Origin of the sequence: Sulfitobacter sp. OXR-159, from assembly GCF_034377145.1 — a bacterium.
Taxonomy (GTDB): Bacteria; Pseudomonadota; Alphaproteobacteria; order Rhodobacterales; family Rhodobacteraceae; genus Sulfitobacter.
Genome location: NZ_CP139712.1, coordinates 18,001 through 38,103, shown reverse-complemented (window position 1 = coordinate 38,103; position 20,103 = coordinate 18,001). Strand labels below are relative to the sequence as shown.

General features: G+C 59.3%; 17 protein-coding genes and 3 pseudogenes. 9 read left to right on the top strand and 11 right to left on the bottom strand.

Translation table 11 applies throughout. The features are described from left to right. The first annotated feature begins 370 nt into the window (after positions 1-370). The 4 genes and pseudogenes from T8A63_RS21645 (at position 371) to T8A63_RS21625 (ending at position 2,749) form a co-directional block, all read left to right on the top strand. A complete protein-coding gene (locus T8A63_RS21645) occupies positions 371-1,036 on the top strand; it encodes a L,D-transpeptidase (RefSeq protein WP_067264455.1) in 666 nt (221 codons plus the stop codon). Between the two features lie 479 nt (positions 1,037-1,515). After that, positions 1,516-1,950: a CBS domain-containing protein gene (locus T8A63_RS21635; protein WP_067631023.1), complete on the top strand. Its 435-nt coding sequence runs from the start codon at positions 1,516-1,518 to the stop codon at positions 1,948-1,950. 133 nt (positions 1,951-2,083) lie between these two features. Further along, positions 2,084-2,667: pseudogene (locus T8A63_RS21630) on the top strand (cation diffusion facilitator family transporter). Then, positions 2,591-2,749 (top strand): hypothetical protein, encoded by a 159-nt coding sequence (locus T8A63_RS21625; protein ID WP_201721941.1) that lies wholly within the window; start codon positions 2,591-2,593, stop codon positions 2,747-2,749. Before T8A63_RS21630 ends, T8A63_RS21625 begins: the two are co-directional and overlap by 77 nt. A 574-nt stretch (positions 2,750-3,323) precedes the next feature. Here the strand turns inward: T8A63_RS21625 and T8A63_RS21620 are convergent. The 3 genes and pseudogenes from T8A63_RS21620 to T8A63_RS21610 all read right to left on the bottom strand — a co-directional run bounded on the left by T8A63_RS21620 (position 3,324) and on the right by T8A63_RS21610 (position 5,404). Then, positions 3,324-3,707 (bottom strand): ATP-binding cassette domain-containing protein, encoded by a 384-nt coding sequence (locus T8A63_RS21620; RefSeq protein WP_271694222.1) that lies wholly within the window; start codon positions 3,705-3,707, stop codon positions 3,324-3,326. 318 nt (positions 3,708-4,025) lie between these two features. Next, positions 4,026-4,220, bottom strand: a pseudogene (locus tag T8A63_RS21615) (iron chelate uptake ABC transporter family permease subunit); the annotation flags it as partial. A gap of 122 nt (positions 4,221-4,342) precedes the next feature. Next, entirely contained in the window at positions 4,343-5,404 is a 1,062-nt protein-coding gene (locus T8A63_RS21610) for an XRE family transcriptional regulator (RefSeq protein ID WP_322346774.1), read from the bottom strand. A 285-nt stretch (positions 5,405-5,689) separates the two neighbouring features. On the opposite strand from T8A63_RS21610, the gene T8A63_RS21605 reads away from it, so the two are divergent. The 3 genes from T8A63_RS21605 to T8A63_RS21595 are packed head-to-tail and all read left to right on the top strand — an operon-like array spanning position 5,690 to position 8,354. Then, positions 5,690-6,676: a CBASS cGAMP-activated phospholipase gene (locus tag T8A63_RS21605; RefSeq protein ID WP_322346772.1), complete on the top strand. Its 987-nt coding sequence runs from the start codon at positions 5,690-5,692 to the stop codon at positions 6,674-6,676. Next, positions 6,673-7,872 carry a nucleotidyltransferase gene (locus T8A63_RS21600; protein WP_322346770.1) on the top strand — a complete coding sequence of 400 codons (1,200 nt, stop codon included), beginning with the start codon at positions 6,673-6,675 and terminating at the stop codon, positions 7,870-7,872. The genes T8A63_RS21605 and T8A63_RS21600 overlap by 4 nt, the downstream gene beginning before the upstream one ends. A 5-nt stretch (positions 7,873-7,877) precedes the next feature. After that, positions 7,878-8,354, top strand: a complete 477-nt coding sequence (locus T8A63_RS21595; RefSeq protein WP_292069321.1) for a hypothetical protein — start codon at positions 7,878-7,880, stop codon at positions 8,352-8,354. Between the two features lie 232 nt (positions 8,355-8,586). Here T8A63_RS21595 and T8A63_RS21590 read toward each other — a convergent pair whose 3' ends face one another. The 5 genes and pseudogenes from T8A63_RS21590 to T8A63_RS21570 all read right to left on the bottom strand — a co-directional run. Beyond that, positions 8,587-9,315 carry a DUF736 family protein gene (locus tag T8A63_RS21590; RefSeq protein WP_322346767.1) on the bottom strand — a complete coding sequence of 243 codons (729 nt, stop codon included), beginning with the start codon at positions 9,313-9,315 and terminating at the stop codon, positions 8,587-8,589. 124 nt (positions 9,316-9,439) lie between these two features. Beyond that, positions 9,440-9,742 carry a hypothetical protein gene (locus T8A63_RS21585; protein WP_322346766.1) on the bottom strand — a complete coding sequence of 101 codons (303 nt, stop codon included), beginning with the start codon at positions 9,740-9,742 and terminating at the stop codon, positions 9,440-9,442. 100 nt (positions 9,743-9,842) lie between these two features. Continuing rightward, positions 9,843-10,304 (bottom strand): DUF6915 family protein, encoded by a 462-nt coding sequence (locus T8A63_RS21580; RefSeq protein WP_037275576.1) that lies wholly within the window; start codon positions 10,302-10,304, stop codon positions 9,843-9,845. 1 nt (position 10,305) lies between these two features. After that, positions 10,306-10,692, bottom strand: coding sequence for a DUF6878 family protein (locus T8A63_RS21575; protein ID WP_037275579.1), 387 nt, complete (start codon positions 10,690-10,692; stop codon positions 10,306-10,308). Positions 10,693-10,813: 121 nt separating this feature from the next. Next, positions 10,814-12,598, bottom strand: a pseudogene (locus tag T8A63_RS21570) (strawberry notch C-terminal domain-containing protein); the annotation flags it as partial. Between the two features lie 273 nt (positions 12,599-12,871). Here T8A63_RS21570 and T8A63_RS21565 point away from each other — a divergent pair. Continuing rightward, positions 12,872-15,283, top strand: a complete 2,412-nt coding sequence (locus T8A63_RS21565) for a TOTE conflict system archaeo-eukaryotic primase domain-containing protein (RefSeq protein ID WP_416153270.1) — start codon at positions 12,872-12,874, stop codon at positions 15,281-15,283. Positions 15,284-15,323: 40 nt separating this feature from the next. On the opposite strand, the gene T8A63_RS21560 is transcribed toward T8A63_RS21565, so the two are convergent. The 3 genes from T8A63_RS21560 to T8A63_RS21550 are packed head-to-tail and all read right to left on the bottom strand — an operon-like array spanning position 15,324 to position 18,747. Beyond that, positions 15,324-16,328, bottom strand: coding sequence for a tyrosine-type recombinase/integrase (locus T8A63_RS21560; protein ID WP_269368007.1), 1,005 nt, complete (start codon positions 16,326-16,328; stop codon positions 15,324-15,326). Then, a complete protein-coding gene (locus T8A63_RS21555) occupies positions 16,325-17,236 on the bottom strand; it encodes a tyrosine-type recombinase/integrase (protein WP_322346762.1) in 912 nt (303 codons plus the stop codon). Before T8A63_RS21555 ends, T8A63_RS21560 begins: the two co-directional genes overlap by 4 nt. Then, positions 17,233-18,747 carry a tyrosine-type recombinase/integrase gene (locus tag T8A63_RS21550; RefSeq protein WP_322346761.1) on the bottom strand — a complete coding sequence of 505 codons (1,515 nt, stop codon included), beginning with the start codon at positions 18,745-18,747 and terminating at the stop codon, positions 17,233-17,235. Before T8A63_RS21550 ends, T8A63_RS21555 begins: the two co-directional genes overlap by 4 nt. A 313-nt stretch (positions 18,748-19,060) precedes the next feature. Here T8A63_RS21550 and T8A63_RS21545 point away from each other — a divergent pair, with 313 nt between their 5' ends. Next, positions 19,061-20,089 (top strand): IS110 family transposase, encoded by a 1,029-nt coding sequence (locus T8A63_RS21545; protein WP_067629787.1) that lies wholly within the window; start codon positions 19,061-19,063, stop codon positions 20,087-20,089. Positions 20,090-20,103 lie beyond the last annotated feature (14 nt).

Sequence of the window (20,103 nt, the reverse complement as noted above, 5' to 3'; positions counted from 1 at the left end):
TCGCTCCGGTTTGGTCGTTCTTTAGATGTAGTTCTTTCGACGTGAGACACAGTCGAGATGTTACCGCGAAGGTTTTTTCAACCAATGGCGAACATCGGCCCCGCACCCAGAATACCGGATAGTCCTGCGGTGACGGGCCACGACCGAATTGCTGGCGGACTGGTCTGTTCTTGTCTAAGTAAGAACACGAAAGCCCCGGTTCGACCTCAATATTTCTCTTGAACCTACAGTAGCTTTAGGAGTTAGGGCCGCAGACGAAGAACGGCATTCGAGTCAAACAGGCCATACTGCTTCAGGCTTTCCTTACTGAACGGCAGAGTGGCCTTGTTTAAGCTTAGTTTGCCTACCTAACGTTGAAGGAGTAAGAATGATGCTGACAAGACGACATTTTCTCCAGACCAGCGGTGCGCTGTTTTCTACTCCAATCGCTGGCCCGCTACTGGCAGCCACCCGGCCCACCAAGGAGGAGAAGGCCGCCTGGGACGCGCAGGTCACACCTCCCGCTTTTGATCCAACTACGTCAAACCCGTGGGGCCTGCACCCGCGCTTTTTGCCCCAGCGGGTGGACGCTAAGGACGGGCTTGTTCCGGGAGACGTCCACGTCGATGCCGTAGCGCGCTACATCTATCACATCGAAGAAGGGGGAACTGCGATGCGTTACGGTGTGGCGATCGCCCGTGGTAACCTGTACGAGCCCGGCACGTATACGATCCAGCGAAAAGTGGAATGGCCAAACTGGACGCCGACCCAAAACATGATCGCACGCGATCCCGAGCTCTATGGCCCGGTTGCCGACGGTGTTGACCCTGGCCCAGAAAACCCTCTTGGTTCGCGGGCGCTTTACCTTTTTGAAGGCAACCGAGACACCTATCTACGCATTCACGGGACGCCCGAACCAAGAAGCATCGGCGGGCGCGCGAGTTCGGGGTGTGTCCGCATGGTCATGGCACATATCAACCATCTATACCCGAACGTCAAAACTGGTTCGACGGCGTTCCTGTATTCGGCAGAAGAAAGCGTGACCCCGCGAACGTGATCTACGCCCACCCAGTTTGCACTGGTCAATATCTCACGCCGAACGCGTAGTGCAGATCGGGTTGCCACCTATTGAGCAGAGCGGCACCAGTGTCGTTTTTGCTGGACCGCTGTGCTCATGCCAGTAACACCCATCCTCGGAACGAAGCCGAGCTGTAGTGGGGTCCTGACTAGGGGCAGCTAGGTTAACGATTTGTTCGGGAAGGTTTCCAACCGCGTCTACCCGGACAGACTTGTGGCTTGAAGCTACAGTAACTGTAGTAACTACATTTCCTTGGAAGCGATTCGAGGAGATACCTGATGTCCCTTGCCGACCTTTTCCGACCTGGACCGAAGAGAAACCAGCGCTCCAAGTACTGAATTATCCAAATTGTGGCTGCTGCACGGCTCGCGCGAAAACTCGCCACTCAGCGCGCTGAAAGGAACTTGAACACCCGTCTTTCGGTTTCCACCCTAGTAACCAAAACAAGGAGTAAGATCATGCAAGTTCACGAAATCATGACCAGCAATCCAACATGTTGTAGTACCGACACTACGATTCAGGAGGCCGCAAAGCTGATGGATGAAAAGTCGGTCGGCGCGATTCCCGTGATCAATGACGCCGGTGAGCCGGTCGGCATCATTACGGACCGCGACATCTGCTGTGGTGCCGTCGCAGAGGGAAAGGCAGCCGACACGCCGGTTTCTGACGTCATGTCGGATGACCTCCTGACAGTCTCACCTGATGAGGACGTTAAAAGCTGTTGCAGCAAGATGGAAGAAAAACAGGTGCGCCGCAGCGTGGTTACAGACGAAAGCGGCAAATGCTGTGGGATCGTGGCTCAAGCGGACGTGGCACGGGAAGCCGACGGCGCGGAAACAGCCGAATTGGTACAGGAAGTGTCGCAGCCAGAGAAGAGTTCTGGCTGCTGCTGACCCAATGGCACATGGGATCCCGAGTGACCGAACCTGTTGCGAATAAGTCCGGTCTGGCTGCACATGTTGAAAGGAAGTCAAAACGCGGCGCTTGACCGCGTTTTGATCTGCCGAACAGATAGGAAGTTGCCTGATGGCCCACGATCACGCCCATATCGACCTCGAGTCCGGCGACCGTCGAGTCTCCATCTCCATCTGGGCCAACGGTCTTCTGACCGTCGCGCAGATTGTCGGCGGCATCCTATCCGGCAGCCTCGCACTGATCGCGGATGCTCTGCACAATTTCTCGGATATGGCATCGTTGGTGATCACCTTTGCCGCTCGGAAAATCGCGCGGCGGCCTGCGGACGCGCGCATGACCTTCGGCTATGGGCGGATAGAAATTGTCGCAGCGCTCATCAACTACACGACCCTTATCCTGCTCGGCTTCTACCTGATCTACGAGGGTGGCATGCGCATGATCGACCCGCCCATCTGTGGCAGATGCAGGAGCACAAGGCGGCTTTGGACTGCCACATCGTGCTGACAGCGGACGGCTGGCGTTAAATCGAAAATATCAAGACGGCAATCAAGGACCGGCTGAAGGACGATTTTAGCATCGGTCATTCGAGTTTGGAATTTGAGCACGAAGACCGAGCCCATGAGAACGCCGACCTTTACGGTCACGGCAGGCCGGAAGAAGACGAGAAAAACCATGTTAACCAAGACACTGGCTGATCATGACGAGATGATTGCCCTTGTCGGCGAAGGCAAGCTGAGCGAAAGCGATCTGAAACGGATGCACGTCCTGCTTCAGTAGCGTCTGCAAGAGACAAGCAAGCTAGGGCCGAGACCTCAATCTCACGAGGTTCGAAGCCGGCGCATAGTCGCGTTTGGCTCTGTGAATCTGGCCTACTAGGTCAGATAAGAAGATGGTTCCGCGGAGAGGGGTGAGCCTAGCCGGAGGCAATCAATCGGCAAGCTGGATCGTGATCTAGTCCTCCCGCTTCTAAGAACGATTAAGAGGAGGAAGACCTTAAATGGACCCAAAGTTTTCGAAATCCGGCGCTACGTGGGGATATATCCTTTCCGCCCAAGGTAGGCCGTCCGCCAAACGGCAGCGACAAGAAATTTCGCTGCATGGGGTAATTGAACAGGTTTGGTGTGACCAGTTTGAAGGGCAAACTACGCGTCCTCGAAAGCATCTCATCCAACGAGAGCAACTGCTGCTGTCGCTAAATCAAGGGGATAAGGTCGTTGTGACGGCACCAGAATGCTTGGGATTGTCAGAACGTGACGTGAACTGGTTCTTGACAGAACTCGCCATTCGCGGCGTGCTTCTGTTGGTCCATTCCGGAACCATTGTTGTTGATCCGGGTGGATCGAAAAGAGACCTAGCTGCTGTAGTTGGCCGATTTCACAGCAAACTGCGGGCATGACACTGGAACGCGGAGAAACCGCTCAACAGCAATTTCCGCCAGCTTGAGATCATTATGAGGTAAAATGATGACCGAGCATTCTGTATTCACCTGATTTAGGTCATGCCAAGCGAGGATCATCACAGCTCCGCTTTCAGCAGCATAGGATTGCAAAGCCTCCGATACCTCGTATTGGAGGCAAAGGTCGAGCGCGGAGGTGGGCTCGTCCATGAGGACAACCCGCGGCCGCGTCACCAGCGACTGTGCGATCGATACGACCTCACGTTGCCCGCCTGACAGTTCCGGCAATTGCCGCTCAGCAAGAGCGGTGATGCCCAATCTGGCCAATACGTCGTTCACGGCCGTTAGCTCGGAAGTAGAAAGGCGTCAACCGCTCCCACCGCGCTTCAGCGCGAGTATGATGGATTCGTAGACCGTCAGCGCTGCATTCATCCCCGTATCCTGCGGCATGTAGCGCAAGTCCTCCGTGGCTGCATCGCTGAAGCGCACAGTCCCTGCCCCCCGCATCTGTCCTGCGATGCGCCGAAACAGCGTGGACTTACCAGCCGCATTTGCCCTCACAAGAGCCGTCACTGCCTCCTCGAATTGGCGGTGTTGTTGCCTTGCTGAGGACCTCATGCCGACCATAGCGCGCAACGAGGTTTTCAAGTTGCAGCGTCACCATGCTTTGCGCCCCTTGGTCAGAATAAGAGCGGCAAAGAAGGGAGCGCCCACCAATGCCGTGACATTGCCAATGGGCAGGACAGCGCCGAACAAGGCCTTCGAGAGCACAGATGTGGCCGAAAGGATCAGCGCGCCAGCTAGCATTGCTCCGGGCAAGAAGAAGCGTTGATCTTCCCCTAAAAGAAGCCGCTTCATAAAGAATATCTGGAACAACAAAATCATAGGGGAGGTCAAAGAGCCTCGCTGTCAGCGAGGCTCTCTCGATGTCGATCAGGACGGAGGTATCAGAAACAAGAACTTGCACACAGCGACTATGCCATGTGGTCCAAACGTTCTTCCAGTTCTTTTACTCGTATTTCGAGAAGCTCAGCCGCACGAGACAACCCAATCAACCCCTCGGAGAGGGCACGAAAGCACAACCTTTGAAAGCGGTCCGGTTCTTCTCGTTCCCAAGGAATGGAATTCGGCTCCTCGAACGGCTCATCCCGCCAACCTCGTTGCTTATAGACCTTGAAAAGGCGCGCAAATGTTGCCTGGTTGATGATCTCCAAATCCTTGCATCGATACGTCAGCGCTTGAATGCTGACGCCAAACCGATCCTTCAGACTAATGAGCTCACCAATGCTTATGTCCGTTCTGCGGGCACCAATCTCCTGCCGTAGCACTTCTGCCGGAACGAGGAACGCACCAGCAAATCGATTTGCGGCGCGTTCTGAATCGCACCCTTCGGCGACCTTAAGAACCATGTGGCCCAGTTCGTGAGCTAAACTGAAGCGCTTCCGTTCAGACCAGGTCTTCTTCTTGATCATGATCACCCGCGCGGAGTGATGCTCTTTTCGACGGACTTTGGCCGCAAGGCCATCGATCCGATCAACGTCCAGAGACAACACCTTGATCCCGTGCTCCTCGAGGAGTTCGGCAAGCATTGGAATCGGGTCATGACCAAGCTGCCAAGAGGCACGCATGTTTCGAGCCGCGTCCTCGGCATCACGAACATCGGTCACCCAGTAGGGCGCTTCGTGCGGGGCATCCCACTCCTGGCTCGAAAGATTCAGCAAGCTTTCGACAGCCAGGTACTTTTCAACCATATTGAGCGTCTTGGCTTCGATCGTCGCGATCTCCTTGGCCGACGAGCTGGCTGACTTGCGAAACTCTACGCCCTCCAACTCAAGCTCGTCATCGCTCAGTAGGAAATCCACAGAGACCTCGAGTGCTCGGGCAAGACTCAGCAGCACGCCCGATCCGGGCATGTCTTCATTGCGCTCGTACTTGCCTATGGCTTGAGCGGACACCTTGTTCTCCATGGCATCGGAAAGTGCACGGAGCGAAAGGCCAGATGCCGCCCGGGCTCCTCTGAGTCTCTTGCCAATCATAGCGTCCTCCCAGTGGGTGGTTTACATTTCACCCATATGATTGATTTTTTGTAAACTACAACGCTTTAAAGCGCGGCCTTTTGTCCCTATTTTGTAACATGAGGCCAAACGGAAGGCAAATTTGTAAACCTTCAAGTCACGCCAAGAAACGCTCAACAGGCAAAGAAACGAGAAAGCAGCCATGAAGATACCGTTTACGGGCGAGCTGACACCAAGGTTTCAGAGCATCGTCGTACTGCCTGATGGTGGGCTGGCTGAGCCAACCCTCGAAGAGCGAGGTGCATCATGAGACGTATCCTAAGCATCGATGGTGGCGGCATCAAAGGCACCCAACCGGCGGCCTTTCTGGCGGGTTTGGAAGAAGACCTGGACGAACCGATTGGCCGCTACTTTGACCTGATTGCGGGAACGTCAACCGGGGGTATTCTCGCGATCGGCCTAGCCCTCGGCATCAAGGCCAAGACCCTCCTCGAACTCTACGAAAATCGCGGGCCGACGATCTTCGGGCAAGCGGGAGACAAGAGCTGGCTCGGGCAAAAGGCCCGGGATGCGCGTGCGGCCTTCCGTCACTTGGTCAAGCCGAAGCACGAGGCATCGACGCTTAGGGACGAGCTCCACGCCGTCCTTGGCGACAAGCTCATCGGCGAAGCGGAGACCCGGCTGCTGATCCCGGCCTGGGATGCCGACCAGCGCAGCGTCTACATCTACAAGACGTCGCATCATCCGCGGCTCACAAAGGATTACCGGAAGCCGGCCCTCGACGCCGCGATGGCGACGTCGGCCGCTCCAACCTATTTCGCGCGTCACAAGACGGTGGATGATGTCGGGCTTCTCGATGGCGGCACTTGGTGCAACAATCCGGTAGGCGTCGCGACCGTCGAAGCGATTTCGATGCTCGGCTGGTCTTCGCAGGAATTGCACATCCTGAGCCTCGGCTGCGTCGACGAGGTCTACATGCTGCCTGAATCCCCCGGAAAAGCCGGCCTCGGGTTGAAGGCTCTCAGCCTTCTCATGGACGGTCAGTCTCGCGGTGCGCTCGGCATTGCCCGTCATCTGACAGGTGATCCGCATGACCGGACGGCTGTTCACCGGTACTCGCCGAGCGTGCCGGACGGTTTCTTTTCCCTCGACGACACCACCAAGATCCAGAGGCTCAAGGGGCTTGGCGCTTCGAGCGCCCGGCACGCGAGCCCCACCCTGACCCCCATCTTCTTCCAGCAACCTGCCGAGCCGTTCGTGCCCATGCATCAACTCGAACGGAACGCGGCATGAACCAGATCTTCTCGCACACCCTCACCGATACCGCCATTCAGCGGCGGGCGCAGGTCTTCACGATCCTCGAAGAAATCTGCCAGGAGCTGGAATGGACCCAAACCCAGTTCGAGAAAGCCCGAACCAGCTACGAGGCGGTCGCGGATTGGTTGGCCGGATCGAGCGACCCGATGCTTGCTTCCCTCCATGTCTACCTGCACGGCTCTGGCGCACTAGGGACCTCGATCAAACCGATCGGACGCGACGAGTTCGATGTCGACCTGATCAGTTTTATCCTTGGCCTCGGCCCAGAAATCGCACCGGCACGCCTAAAGGCTGCGATCGGCCAGCGCCTGCGCGAACACGCCTATTACGCGTCGATCCTGGAAGAAAAGAAGCGCTGCTGGCGCCTGAACTACGCCGGTGACTTTCACCTCGACATCTCCCCGACCATTGCCAATCCGAACTGCATGAACGGCGGTGAGCTGGTGCCCGATCGCAAGCTACGGGACTGGCATGCTACAAATCCTCGGGCCTATCGAGCCCTATTCGACGAAAGGGCGGCCCTGGTCCCGAGGATGACGCAGTCGATCATCGCGGCACAGCGCGATGCGGCGACGACAGAACCTTTCCCGGTACGTCAGTCCGTCAAGGGCATTCTGCGGCGGACCGTGCAGCTCCTGAAGCGTCACCGGGATCTGGAATTCCTGCATGTTCAGGAGGAGATCGCGCCGATCTCGATCATCATCACAACCCTGGCCATGCGATCCTACGAGATGTGTGTCAGGCGTCATGTTTTCGCCGACGAACTCGAGGTGCTGATCGACACGATCCGCCTGATGCCGGTCTTCATCGAGCGGCCTCTGGTAAATGGCCGCCAGATCTACGCGGTCTTGAACGAGACCACCAACGGCGAGAATTTTGCCGAGCGATGGAATGAAGAACCCGCGCGGGTCGAAGCCTTCTACAAATGGCATAGCAAGGCGCTTGCGGATTTTGAGTCCCTTCGTGACCTCGTCGGCCTAGACGCCATTGTCGGCTCCATGAAGGACAGCCTGGGTGACAAACTTGTTGCCCGAACAATGAACCGGCGGATGGACGCGCTGAACGAGGGGCGGAAGACGGGCGCTCTCGTGCTTGGTGCGGGTGTTGGCCTCACCACCCAACAATCGGCCGCTTCGACGCCCGTTCCCAAGAACGAGTTTTTCGGGGACTAGGCGCGATGGCGGGCTCGACCACAAGAAACCCGCTGACACTGCCCCAGCAGTACCTGTTCCTGCGGAAGTCCAAGACAGTAGCCGGCGAGGGGGTGCTCGGTCCGCGCCGGTTGGAATGGCATTTTCACGCACAACCTACGCCGCTTTCCCGGACGTACCAGGTCACCCTTGTCCTCGAAAGGGACGGGACGCCGGATGTTCGTGTCGTAGATCCTGCCCTGAGGTTGCTCGCCGGTGAACGCGACCTGCCGCATATCTACCATGACCCGGATCGGCTCTGTCTCTATCTGCCCGGGACCGGACAATGGGACGCCAGCAAACGTTTGGACCTCACCATCATCCCCTGGACCCACCTCTGGCTGATCTATTTCGAGGAATGGCTCGTGTCGGACGACTGGAAGGGCGGGGGAAAACACCCTGGAGAGGATGACCCAAACGAGGGCAACCGTGCGTTGCGCCGCAGCCTTCAACGACAACGTTAAAATCCGCTGTTATCCTCATTGTATGATGTGAACCAGGTTGGAACCGAGTGACTGTGGCGGATGGTCGTTTTAGACGTGAGGCAACGGCGGCGCATGATCCTGAGAACCACAGTAGGTCGGTTCGGTACTCAACAAACTCAAGTGCGTATCTACACCCTGTCAGCACAGAAAAAGGGGAACCGTGTCACCACGACTCCCCTATCGGTTTAGCTCGTTCAGTCTCAAACGCTAATCACGCGACCAGCGAGAGCCCAGCACCCGCGTCCTGCGGCTGCTCACTGCTGTCGATGAACGGGATGATCGAGAAGGTCTGCCCACCGCGCTGTTCTTCGTTCTGCACGGCGTTCACGCGCAGGTCGCCATCGGGCGTGTTGATCAGCAGCGACAGGTAGTCATTGCCCGTGCGGCTGCTTTTGGCCATCCACGCCGAGCCGACGCGGATTGGTTTACCCCGGGGCGAGCTGACCTCGATCCGGTAATCGGGGTGGGTCTCCTCGGATTTGTAGCTGTTCTCGATCAGCATGAACTCCAGATCGAACATCATGTTGGCGATGTAGCCGGTGAAGGCGTTGTCGGCGTCCATGGCGGTGAGCTCGCCCGAGATCGAGCCGGATTTCATCAGGCCGTTCGAGACCAGCGGGATGATCTCAAATTCGCCGCTTTGGGCCGCGCGCGCCTCTTTCGTCTGCACCGCGTTGACCCGGAACGGACCCAAGCCGACATCGATCTGCATCGAGATGTAGGGGTTGCCGCTGGTATTGCCGGTCTCGTTCCAGGCCGTGCCGATGCGCACCTTGCGGCCTGATTTGTTGACTGCCGTCACGTCAAAATCCGGGCTGCGTTCAGACATCTTGGCCCGCGCCTCCAACTGGATGGCGATGTCAAAGCGCCTCGAGTGGATCATGCCGGTGTACTGAGCGGCTTCGGTCTCGACATTGCGGGTGAGGGTTCCTGCGAACATGGGATGGTTCCTTTTGGATTGGCCGGTGCCTGACGTTTTTGCCAACGCATCCGGGATTGCTTTCTCGACCCCTTGAGGGATCACAAATCAGAAAGCCTGCTTTCCTTTCAGCCCCGCCCACGGGTCAAAGCTGCCGTCCGAGTGGGAATGCCCCCGCGCCTCCGGGTGCTACGCTCCTCCCCTGCCCGTCTGGTCTTGATTGGTTGCCCGGATTTTCTGCGGCGTCCTTCGATTGCGCGACGAAGAACTCCGTTTCTTTTCCGTTCAACCGGTGCCCGCCCCGGTCGGTCAGACCGATGCAGCTACCATTCGGCACATAGGTGATGAGGTACTGACCGAGCCGGTCCTTGTGGACAACGTAGCCGGTATTCGCCCAATGCAAGGTCTGGCCGGCATCAACGGCCGCCTTGATTTCATCGAGTTTCATGCGAACCTCCTCAAGAAGAATGGTGGGGAAACGACGCAAGAAGCCCGGTCGTCCAACTGGGCTTCCATGCAGCATTTGTTTGGCCAACGGCCGAGAGCTGTCAGGCACCTTGCGTGGCTTGCGTCGCGCGCGCCGCCATCCAATCCTTCAGGCCAAGAACCGTTCTTCCGGCGGCGACCTCGGAGGCCCAGGCAACCCTTGGGTCGCCGCAGGGCTCATCGCCGGAATGCCGGTCGATGTGGCCATTGGCCATCCATGGCTCAGGCTGTATCCGTCGCAGCCAGTCCGCCATGCTCGGGATGCGGCCCTGGCAGTCTTCACGGATATGCTGCTCGCCGATCCAGCGCACGGGGATGTCGCGGCCCGCACTATTGGTCAGTGTCAGGCCAAAAACCCGTTCGGCCTCGAACAGGCCTTGCGCATGGTGACGCATGGCGCGGTGCGTGAAGAGCGCGAGGTGCTCTTTCGAGGCATCGAACCAATCGTGCACAGACTGATAGTCAGACGGCACCCCGCCGAATTTCCGGGCAGAGCTTTCAGCATGATGAAGCGGATGGGCCATCTCAAAGCCCCTCGTCATAGCTGTGCGAGCATTCGACATAGCGGTCCGCGTGATCGAGGATGATGCTGTCTAGTGCTATGTCCCAGGTCAGCGTGCCATAGCCGCCCTCGTTGTTTTCGAACCCCGGGTGATGGTGATAGGCGAGCGACCAGGCGAAGTCGCCAACCTCTGTGGCAAGCGGCTCAGGCAGTTGGACCTCTGCAGGCTGCACCGTCACATCCTCGACATTGCCGGAGTCGCCATAGCCTTCGTATTCGGCAGTGACCCCGCTGATGCCAAGCGCACGTAGTTGCGCGAGCAGCTCCGTGCGGGATGCCTTCAAGGTGGTTTCACGCTCTGCGCGCCACTGAGCCGCCATTGCGGCATAGTCGATCTGGGGATTGGTCATGGGTCTGTCCTCTCATCTGAAGTTGGGGGGCTGAGCGTGGCATTGGTCTGCCCGCGCCCCGAAAGCGCAGACCGGTGAAATCCAGATCCGCGACGCCCGACCGGAAGCCCGCTTTGACTTTTCAGGCGGCTTGTTCTGCCGCTCTTGCGGCTCGCTGCCCCACGATCCGGGCCAGAATGCTTCCCGTGTCGATCCCGTCCCCATGCGGCAGGAACACCCGCAGCTGGAAGGCGATGATCTCAGTAAAGCAGCCCATGGCCTTGAGACCTTCAATCATGCCCCTGTCTACGCCGCACAACTCAAGGCGCATCTCGCCTGCGACACGGCGACGGGTCAGGGTGAGACCGCGGCCCAGATCGACAGGCGCGGTGGTGCCGAGGGCGGCGGTTAACATCTCCTGCGGTGTTTGCGGGTTGGAAACGAGGAAGCGGGCGCGCAACGCGGCTGCCCCTTCCTCGCTCAGCGTGCGCCCGATCATGGCGGTCGCCCCGTCCGGCGTGACGCGGTAGATGCGCTCATTCGTAGTCGGAATATCCTTCCAGATCGGCAGCAGCAGCCCGGTCAGCAGGTAGAGCTTGGTCGTGGTGGTTTTTGGCAGGGACGCAGCCTCGTCATCCCAAAGCCCTGCAAACTCGGGCCTTCCGATGTCTTCCCAGGCCGAAGAGACGAACCGCGTCTCCTCCAAGTAGTTCGACCCGTTTGGCCGCACCGCCTTGCGCATCAGCGTGACAATATCCTCATCGTACATCTGCATGGGGCGCGCCGAGATCAGCGCCGCGCGACCGGAGGCGCGATTGACCATCGGCAGCTTGTCGGGATTGCGCGATATGGCCGCTTCGGCGCCCAGGACATACACTGGGTCCGTCACCTCAAGTCCGATGATCCGCGTCACGGCGCCGGATTTCGGGCAGGTCCAGAGATCCTCCGTGGAGACCTGCTCGATCCTTTCGCCGCGCAGGGTTTCCACGCCGAGATCGAGCGTGCCCGCCGCGCGCGCCCGTTCAGTCTGATCAGCGATCCGGCGCATGAACTCGGCAAAGAGCGCGTTCTGCATGTGGATGGGAAGGGCAAGCACCCGGTTCAGAAACCGCTGGATCGGGGGAAGCTCCTCGAGAAGCACACCGTCCTTGTCGATCAGCCGCAGGGCGGTCCAGTCGGTGAAGTTCTCGTAGCTCATCGCCTCAGCGCGCCCGGCGGCAAGATCGGCGAAATACCCACGCAGCGCCGCCCGCGCGATCGGACTTTCGAGATTGTCCTCCTCCCGGAACATGCCCTGCGAGCCGGTCTCGCGCTGACCCTTCGTCAAGGCCCCCAGCTGGTCGAGGCGTTTGGCTATAGTTGAGGTGAAGCGTTTCTCACCATGCACATCCGAGGTGCAGACCCGGAAGAAGGGCGCGCTGACCTGGGCAGAGCGATGCGTGCGGCCGAGCCCCTGGATGGCCGCATCGGCGCGCCAGCCGGGCTCCAGCAGGTAGTGCCGCCGCCGTTTCTGGTTCTTCGCCGTTTGGGCCGCATGGTAAGATCGGCCCGTGCCGCCCGCATCGGAGAAGATCAGGATATCCTTTTCGCCGTCCATGAAGGCTTGGGTCTCGGAGGAATTGCTGCTGGCGGCGCGCTTCTCGATGAAGAGATGGCCATCTTCGGCCTTGAGTGGCCGGATCGAACGGCCCGTGACCTCCGCGACAGCCTCGTCGCCAAAGGCCCAGAGGATTTGATCGAGGGCCGAGGGGATCGGCGCCAGCGTCATCAACTCCATCATGGCCGCGTCACGCAAAGCGAGCGCCTCGCGCGAGACGACCAGCGCGCCAGTCTCATCGCGCAACGGCTCGGCCACCATGTTGCCGTCGATCTCGACCAGCTTTTGCGCATGGATCGGGAAGGCCTGTTCGAGGTAGCCCAGAACATAATATGCCGCGTCACCGTTATGCGGAGTTCGGGATTTCAACCTGTTGTTCTGCTGATTCATTTTCGGGTTTCCACTTTGGATAATCATGATGCCTCTGCTCTCAACCGCAGAAGGACATCCCCCATGAACTCCCCCTCCAACTCTCCGCTCGGCGGCCGTGCTGACGATCGGGAAAGCCTGCTTACGCGAGCCGCTTTCCCGCTTTATGCTGGACGGGACGGAAAGGATTGGGTGGAAACCGCGGTGGCAGAAAAGAGCAACATCGAGGCGGAAATGGCGCGGGTTCGAGCGCGTCTAGCCAATCTGGATGCCGAACGGCAGCAGCTTCAGCGCGAGATGGCGTCCCTCGAGGTTCGCCTCGCCGCTGAGCACGCGCCAGCCGTGAAACAGCCTTCCTTCGAGGACGCTCCGGTGACGAACAGTTCGCCGTCGCACGAAAAGGTCGATCTGTTCCGAAGTCTATTCGCCGGTCGGCCTGACGTGTTTCCTGTGCGGTGGGAAAACAGGAAGACCGAACGCTCAGGATATTCGCCTGCTTGTGCCAACGAATGGGTGAAAGGCATTTGCGGCAAGCCGAAGGTCAAATGCGGCGAGTGCCCACATCAGAAGTTCATCCCGCCGAATGAGTGCATCATGGAAAAACACCTGCGCGGTGATGATGGACGCAGCGGGGATTTTGTCGCGGGCGTCTACCCGCTGCTCCAGGGTGATACATGCTGGTTTCTTGCTGCGGATTTTGACAAGGCATCCTGGGCGGAAGACGCCAATGCGCTGCTGGAAACCTGCCGAGCAAAGGGAGTCCCTGCAGCGCTGGAGCGGTCGAGATCGGGCAACGGCGGTCATGTCTGGATCTTCTTCTCAGAACCCGTGTCCGCCCGTCTGGCGCGCCAGCTCGGATCGGTTTTGATCACGGAAACGATGGAAAGGCGGCCGGAGATTGGCTTTGCCTCCTATGACCGGCTGTTTCCAAACCAGGATATCATGCCGCTCGGCGGTTTCGGCAATCTGATCGCACTGCCGCTTCAGAACACTGCGCGCAAGGCTGGCAACAGCGTCTTTGTGGACGCGGGAATGCGGCCATTTGACGATCAGTGGGCCTTTTTGTCTTCCCTGCCGAGAATGTCGGCGTCAGCGGTGAGTGACCTCGTCGAAACGGCTGAGCTTTCCGGGCGGGTGTTGGGCGTGCGCATGCCGGTGGATGACGAACAGGCGAATGAGCCCTGGAAGATGTCTCCGTCACGCCACAGCACGCCACGACGTCTGGATGTGCCCATCCCGCAAACCATCAAGGTGACAGTCGCAGACCAGATCTATCTCGACCGGTCAGAGCTGCCTTCGGCCATGATTGCCCAACTGGTCCGACTGGCCGCGTTCCAGAACCCTGAATTCTATCGCGCCCAGGCGATGCGGCTGCCGACATTCGGCAAGCCGCGAATTGTGTCCTGTGCCGAACTGCATCCCCGACACGTCGCCCTGCCGCGCGGCTGCTTCGACGAAGCGATCGGGTTCCTGTCCGATCACGGTGCGACAGCCGACCTGGACGATTTACGTGCAGACGGAACCCGCTTGCCGGAGACGGTCCGCTTCCGTGGCGAACTTCGCCCGCCGCAAACGCGCGCGTTTGACGCCCTGGCCGAACATGATACCGGTGTGCTTGCCGCCACGACCGCATTCGGCAAGACGGTCGTGGCCGCGGCGCTGATCGCACATCGTGCACGCAATACACTGGTGCTGGTTCACCGCCGGGAACTGCTAAACCAATGGGTCGAGCGGCTGAAGTCCTTTCTGCAGATCGACCCGAAGCTGATCGGCACCATCGGCGGCGGCAAACGCAAACCTACCGGTGTGATCGACGTGGCGCTGATCCAGAGCCTGGTCCGCAAAGGCGAAGTAGACGACATTGTTGCCGACTACGGGCACCTTATCGTCGATGAATGCCATCATCTGTCTGCGTCAAGCTTTGAACTGGTCGCCCGCAGATCGAAGGCGCGCTACGTCACCGGGTTGTCGGCGACCGTCGCCCGAAAAGACGGACATCATCCGATCATCTTCATGCAATGCGGCCCCGTGCGCCATCAGGTGAGCGCCAAATCGCAGGCCGCCGAAAGCGGCATTCACCATCGGGCGCGTGAACGTCACACGAGATTCCGTTTGCCGGAGCCCCTCGCCATGGCGGAGCGCCCATCCATACCTGCAATTTATGCCGCTTTAGCGGAGGACCCTGCTCGAAACGATCTGATCTTCGACGATGTGCTGAAATCACTGGATGCCAAACGCTCGCCGATCGTGCTGACCGAACGGAAGGATCACCTCCAGTATCTTCAGGACCGGTTCTCCCGATTTGCGAAAAACATTATCGTGCTCCGCGGCGGCATGTCCGCAAAGGACCGGAAGGCCGCGCATGCGGGGCTGACTGTCGATGACGATGAGGAACGGCTGATCCTCGCGACAGGGCGCTACATCGGTGAGGGCTTCGATGATGCGCGGCTCGACACCCTATTCCTGACGATGCCGATCGCCTGGAAAGGCACGCTGGCGCAATATGTCGGCAGGTTGCATCGGCAGCATGACGGAAAGAAAGACGTCCTGGTGGTCGACTATGTCGACAGTTCGGTTCCGGTCCTGTCCAGAATGGCGGCCAAGCGACGAACAGGCTATCGGGCGCTCGGCTATGTGATGGAATAGCGCCCCGCCGGACGCGGGACGCCAAATGTTACGCGTTCAGTCAGGAACGCTGCGTGGCGATGGCCAATATCTGCATCAGCTTGTCCGAGGGTTCCCGGAACTTGCCCGGTTTGATCAACGGTGCGTGATGGGCATCCAAGAGCGCGAGCTTCTCGGTCGGGTCTGCGCGCAGATACATCTCCGTTGTCTGGATGCTGGCATGGCCGAGCCAGAGCGCGACCTTGCGGACATCGCCGGTTGCCTGAAGTGTATGCATCGCACAGCTGTGTCGTAGCACATGCGGGGTGACGTGCTTTGCGGCGATCGACGGCGCCGAGCGTTCAGCTGTCACCACATGCTGCCGGAGCCTGTAGGCGAACCCGTCCCGTGTCATCTGGCGACCATCACGGTTCAGGAATAGTTCCGGCCCCGCATCGCCTGGCCGGACAGCCAGCCACGCGCGAATGGCGGCTTGGGTCTCTTTCCAGAGCGGCAGAATCCGCTCCCGCCGACCCTTGCCAAGAATCCGCACGCTGGAAAACGAGCCTTCAGGAAAATCGCCCATTCGCACTGCGAGCAGCTCGGACGCCCTCAAGCCCGCAGCATAGGCCAGGTGCAGCATCGCCCGGTCACGCAGTCCCCCAAGCGTATAGCGGTTCGGTGCGGCAAGCAGGGCCTGGAGTTCTTCCCGGGTCAGGTAGTCGATGAGCCTTGTATCCGTGCGCTTGACGGGCAGGGCTCGGATCATCAGCGCCTGCTCGAGACAGGCCGGGTGGCGATGTTCGACGAAACGGAAGAACGATTTGATCGCCGCCAGCCGCGCGTTGCGGGACCGGACGGAATTGGCGCGCCCTACCTCGATGTGTTCAAGAAACGCCCTGATCATCTGAACATCGAGGTCTTCGATTGCGAGTTCCGAAGGGGAGCGCTTGAGCCGTCCAGCGGCAAACCGCAGCAAGAGGGTGAACGCGTGGGCATAGGCTGCGATGGTATGTCGGCTTGCACCGCACTCGCCCGGAAGATGGGTTTGCATGAAGGCCGAAAGATCGGGAGCGAGCGGGGTCATGCTGCACCTCCGATCCAGGTCTCTTCGGCGGTCGAGGCGATTATCTTCAGAAGAACCGGCGTGGCCTCAAGGTACCAATAGGTGTTGGCGATATCGACATGGCCGAGATAGGTGCTCAGGGCCTTCATGTGCCGCATGACCGCCTGCGGATCGTTCCCGCAAGCTTCCAGAGATCGCACCGCAAATGTATGGCGCAGATCGTGCAGCCGGGGTCCGGGACCAGTCGGAGTGCGATATCCGAGCTTGCGGACGATCCGGACGAAGACCACGTGGACCCTGGTCGCCGTCGGGGCACGGCCATGGCCGAGTACGAAAAGATCATCGCCGGGATTGCGCACGACGCCTCGGGCTTCGAGATAGCGGTCAAGCGCGGCGCGGGTCGAAGCATGTATCGGCACGAGGCGGCTCTTGCCGAACTTGCCATGCCGGATCATGAGACCGTCGTCGGTCAGGTCGTCGCACCGGAGCGACAAAGCCTCCGAAATCCGCAAACCTGTCGATGCAAGCAAACCGATAAGATTGTGGTAAGTCAGCGGGCTGATTGATGTCAGGCCCGGCACCAGAAGCGCTTCCCGCATGATCCGACTGATCTGGCCCTGCGTCATGATATACGGGGCGGGCCGCTGCCGTCGTGAACGGCCCAGCAGATTCAACGGCGGTATCTCGTGATGCGCATCTTCCGCATGCAGGAATACGGCTAACGCCCGGGCTTGATCGACCCGAATTTGCACGGCACCTGGCGTCGAGGCGCCACCAGCCCATTCCAATATCAGGGTAGTTGTCACGTGGCTGGCTGATCGGTCTGCAGCGAAATCCGCGAAAGAGCGCAAGGACGTCTCTTGCGCGGCAAACTTCTTTCCAAGGGCGCGGTTCAGTTGAACGAAGCGATCGACATGGGAATGCATCATGATGCGCACTCCGGCCAAGGCTGGGCCACACCTGCCAGCATCTCGATATCGACCTTGGCATAGATCGCGGTCGTATCACGCGAGCTGTGGCGAAGCGCGACACCGATCTGATCAAGATCCGCGCCGCCGCGCAACCAGGCCGATGCCAGTGAATGGCGAAACACGTGCGCGCCCGTCGGCAGACCGGTGAAGCCACCCCGGGCAAGGACACGGGAAACGATCCCGGCGATCTCAGCAGAGGACCGAAACGGAGTGAATGGCGCCTGAATGCGCAGAAAGACCCTGTCAGTTGTGACGACCGGACGCACATCTTCGATATAGGTCAGCAGCGCATCCCCAGCATCCTGTGGTATTGGTACCAAAACTTCGCGTCTGGCTTTGCCATGCAATCGCAACCGACTCGCACGCCAGTCAATGTCTGACAGCCGCAATTGCCAGATGTCACCGGCGCGCAAAGCCAGCCGCGCGAGCAGAAGGAGTATGGCGCGGTCCCGTATCTCGACAGGCGTTTTGGTTCCACAGGACGCTATTATCTCTTCAATTTTGGTTCGAGGGATCGTCGGTGGTACCGTTGACAGCTTGCGCCAAACGGCAGATGGCACAGCATACAGGAGCGACGGGGCGCATTGATTCTGAACAATCGTGAAGCGCAAGAAAGCGCGCAGAACGGTCACCGTCATCCGCACCGAAGATCTTGAGCGCTCTTCGCCCTGGTTCAAAACGATCGAGCGGATTGCCGCCGCGTTGTAGTCTTTCGGGGTTGCCCCGAGGCTATCCAGCCAGCGGTTCGCTTCGTACAAGAAGCGCCGTACGGTCTCGTGCGTCACCCCACGTTCGCGGCGCAACCATTCCGAGAACTCGGTCAGGCGCGGATCGCAGTCAGGCGCTTCAGGCGGGATCAGACCCTCATCCCTCAGGAACCGGACAAAAGCACGCGCACCACGGCGGCGGTTCTTGAGGCGCGAGCCCAGCATGTCCTTGCCATGTTTGGTCTTCTCCCCACAGCGGCAATTATGCCGTGCGAAATGATCGATGGTAGCCTCATCGATTCCGTGGGCCGGAACACGCATCAGCAGCGCCCATTCCGCGAAATGGCGGGCCTGAGTCAGCTGCGTCGAGTACGTCACCTTGCTATATCCGGTGGCGCAGAGCTTCTCTGCATGGGCCTCCAGATATTGCCCGAGCCGGGCGACTTCATTTGCAATGAAGACCACCCCGGTGGCTTCGAGATAGTTCAGGAATCTGCGTGTATCTGTGGCGTAGGCAGGCTTGCGCAGTTGCGCAGGGCTGTAGCGGCCGCAGCGGCAGTGATGGCGAAGGAACCGATCCACCGCCGATGCGTCGAGGTCTCTGGTCGGGATCTTCCGGGCGCGTGCCCACTTCAGAAAATGCCGGGCGGCACCCACGGCGCCCTTCGAGAGCCGGGGATTGTCTGCGAGATAGGCGCTGACCAGAGCGACGTCGTCGGCGTCGGCACGGCCGCCGAGCGGAGAGTTGGAGGGGGAGTTCATGGGGGATGTCCTTCTGCGGTTGAGAGCAGAGGCATCATGATTATCCAAAGTGGAAACCCGAAAATGAATCAGCAGAACAACAGGTTGAAATCCCGAACTCCGCATAACGGTGACGCGGCATATTACGTGTTATCCGGAACTCCGGATAAAACATAATCACGCGGCGTCAAGGCACCCTCAACGAGTTCATCCTCCGGGTCCATCGTCTCAAGTCGGCGCTTCAACAGATGGAGTGGTTGCCGCCCTCCCCAGACGGCATCGCAATGTGCCAAGGTCGTGGTGTTGAAAGCCACACAAAGAGGAGGACGGCGAGATGAAGGATATGATGATCGGGGTCGATCTGGCAAAGAATGTTTTTCAAGTTCATGGGGCGCTGCACACGGGGGAGATTCAGTTTCGCAAGAAGCTGACGCGAACGCAGTTTCCCGTGTTCATGGCTAAGCAGGAGCCAAGCTTGGTTATCCTCGAGGCATGTGGCAGCGCACATTATTGGGCGCGCGAGATGGAAGCGCTTGGACATGAGGTAAAACTCATCGCGCCACAGTATGCTCGCCCGTTCGTGAAGCGCCAGAAAAACGACGCTGCCGACGCCGAGGCGATTGTCATCGCGGCTCGCCAGCCCGAGATGCGCTTCGTGGAGCCTAAAACAGTCGAGCAACAATCGCGCGCGGCAGTTTTCCGTGGCCGGGAACGCCTGGTGCATCAGCGGACGGCGGATGTGAACGCCTTGCGGGCGCTGTTGTATGAGCATGGGCATGTGTTTCCTCAAGGGATACGCAGTCTTAATCGCATCACAGCGCTTGTAGAGGATAAGACTGCCGACTTGCTGTCATTGATCCGCGAGGAGTGCTTGGACCTGCTGGCGCAGATTGCAGAGAAAACGGCGCGTATCAACGAACGCACCGCGAAACTCGAGTCGCTGGCCGCTGAGTCAGACAGGGCGCGCAGGCTTCAGACTATGCCCGGTGTTGGGCCACTGACGGCCATCGCTGTAGAAGCGTTTGGACCTGATATGGCGCAGTTCAAAACGGGACGTGACTTTGCGGCTTGGTTGGGTCTGGTGCCCAAGCAACATTCTTCGGGAGGCAAAGAACGTTTGGGGCGGATGACCAAGGCCGGGCAAGCTGATATAAGACGTCTCTTGATCATTGGGGCAATGTCGCGGCTGGGCTGGCTCGGACGGCGCACAATTACGGAGGGCAGCTGGCTATCACGATTGTTGGCGCGCAAGCCCAAGATGCTGGTCGCTATCGCGCTGGCCAATAAGATGGCCCGGCAAATCTGGGCGATGCTGACAAAGAACGAAGATTACAAGGATCCGGCGCTGGCAGTCGCGGCATGATGCTCTTGTTGAAC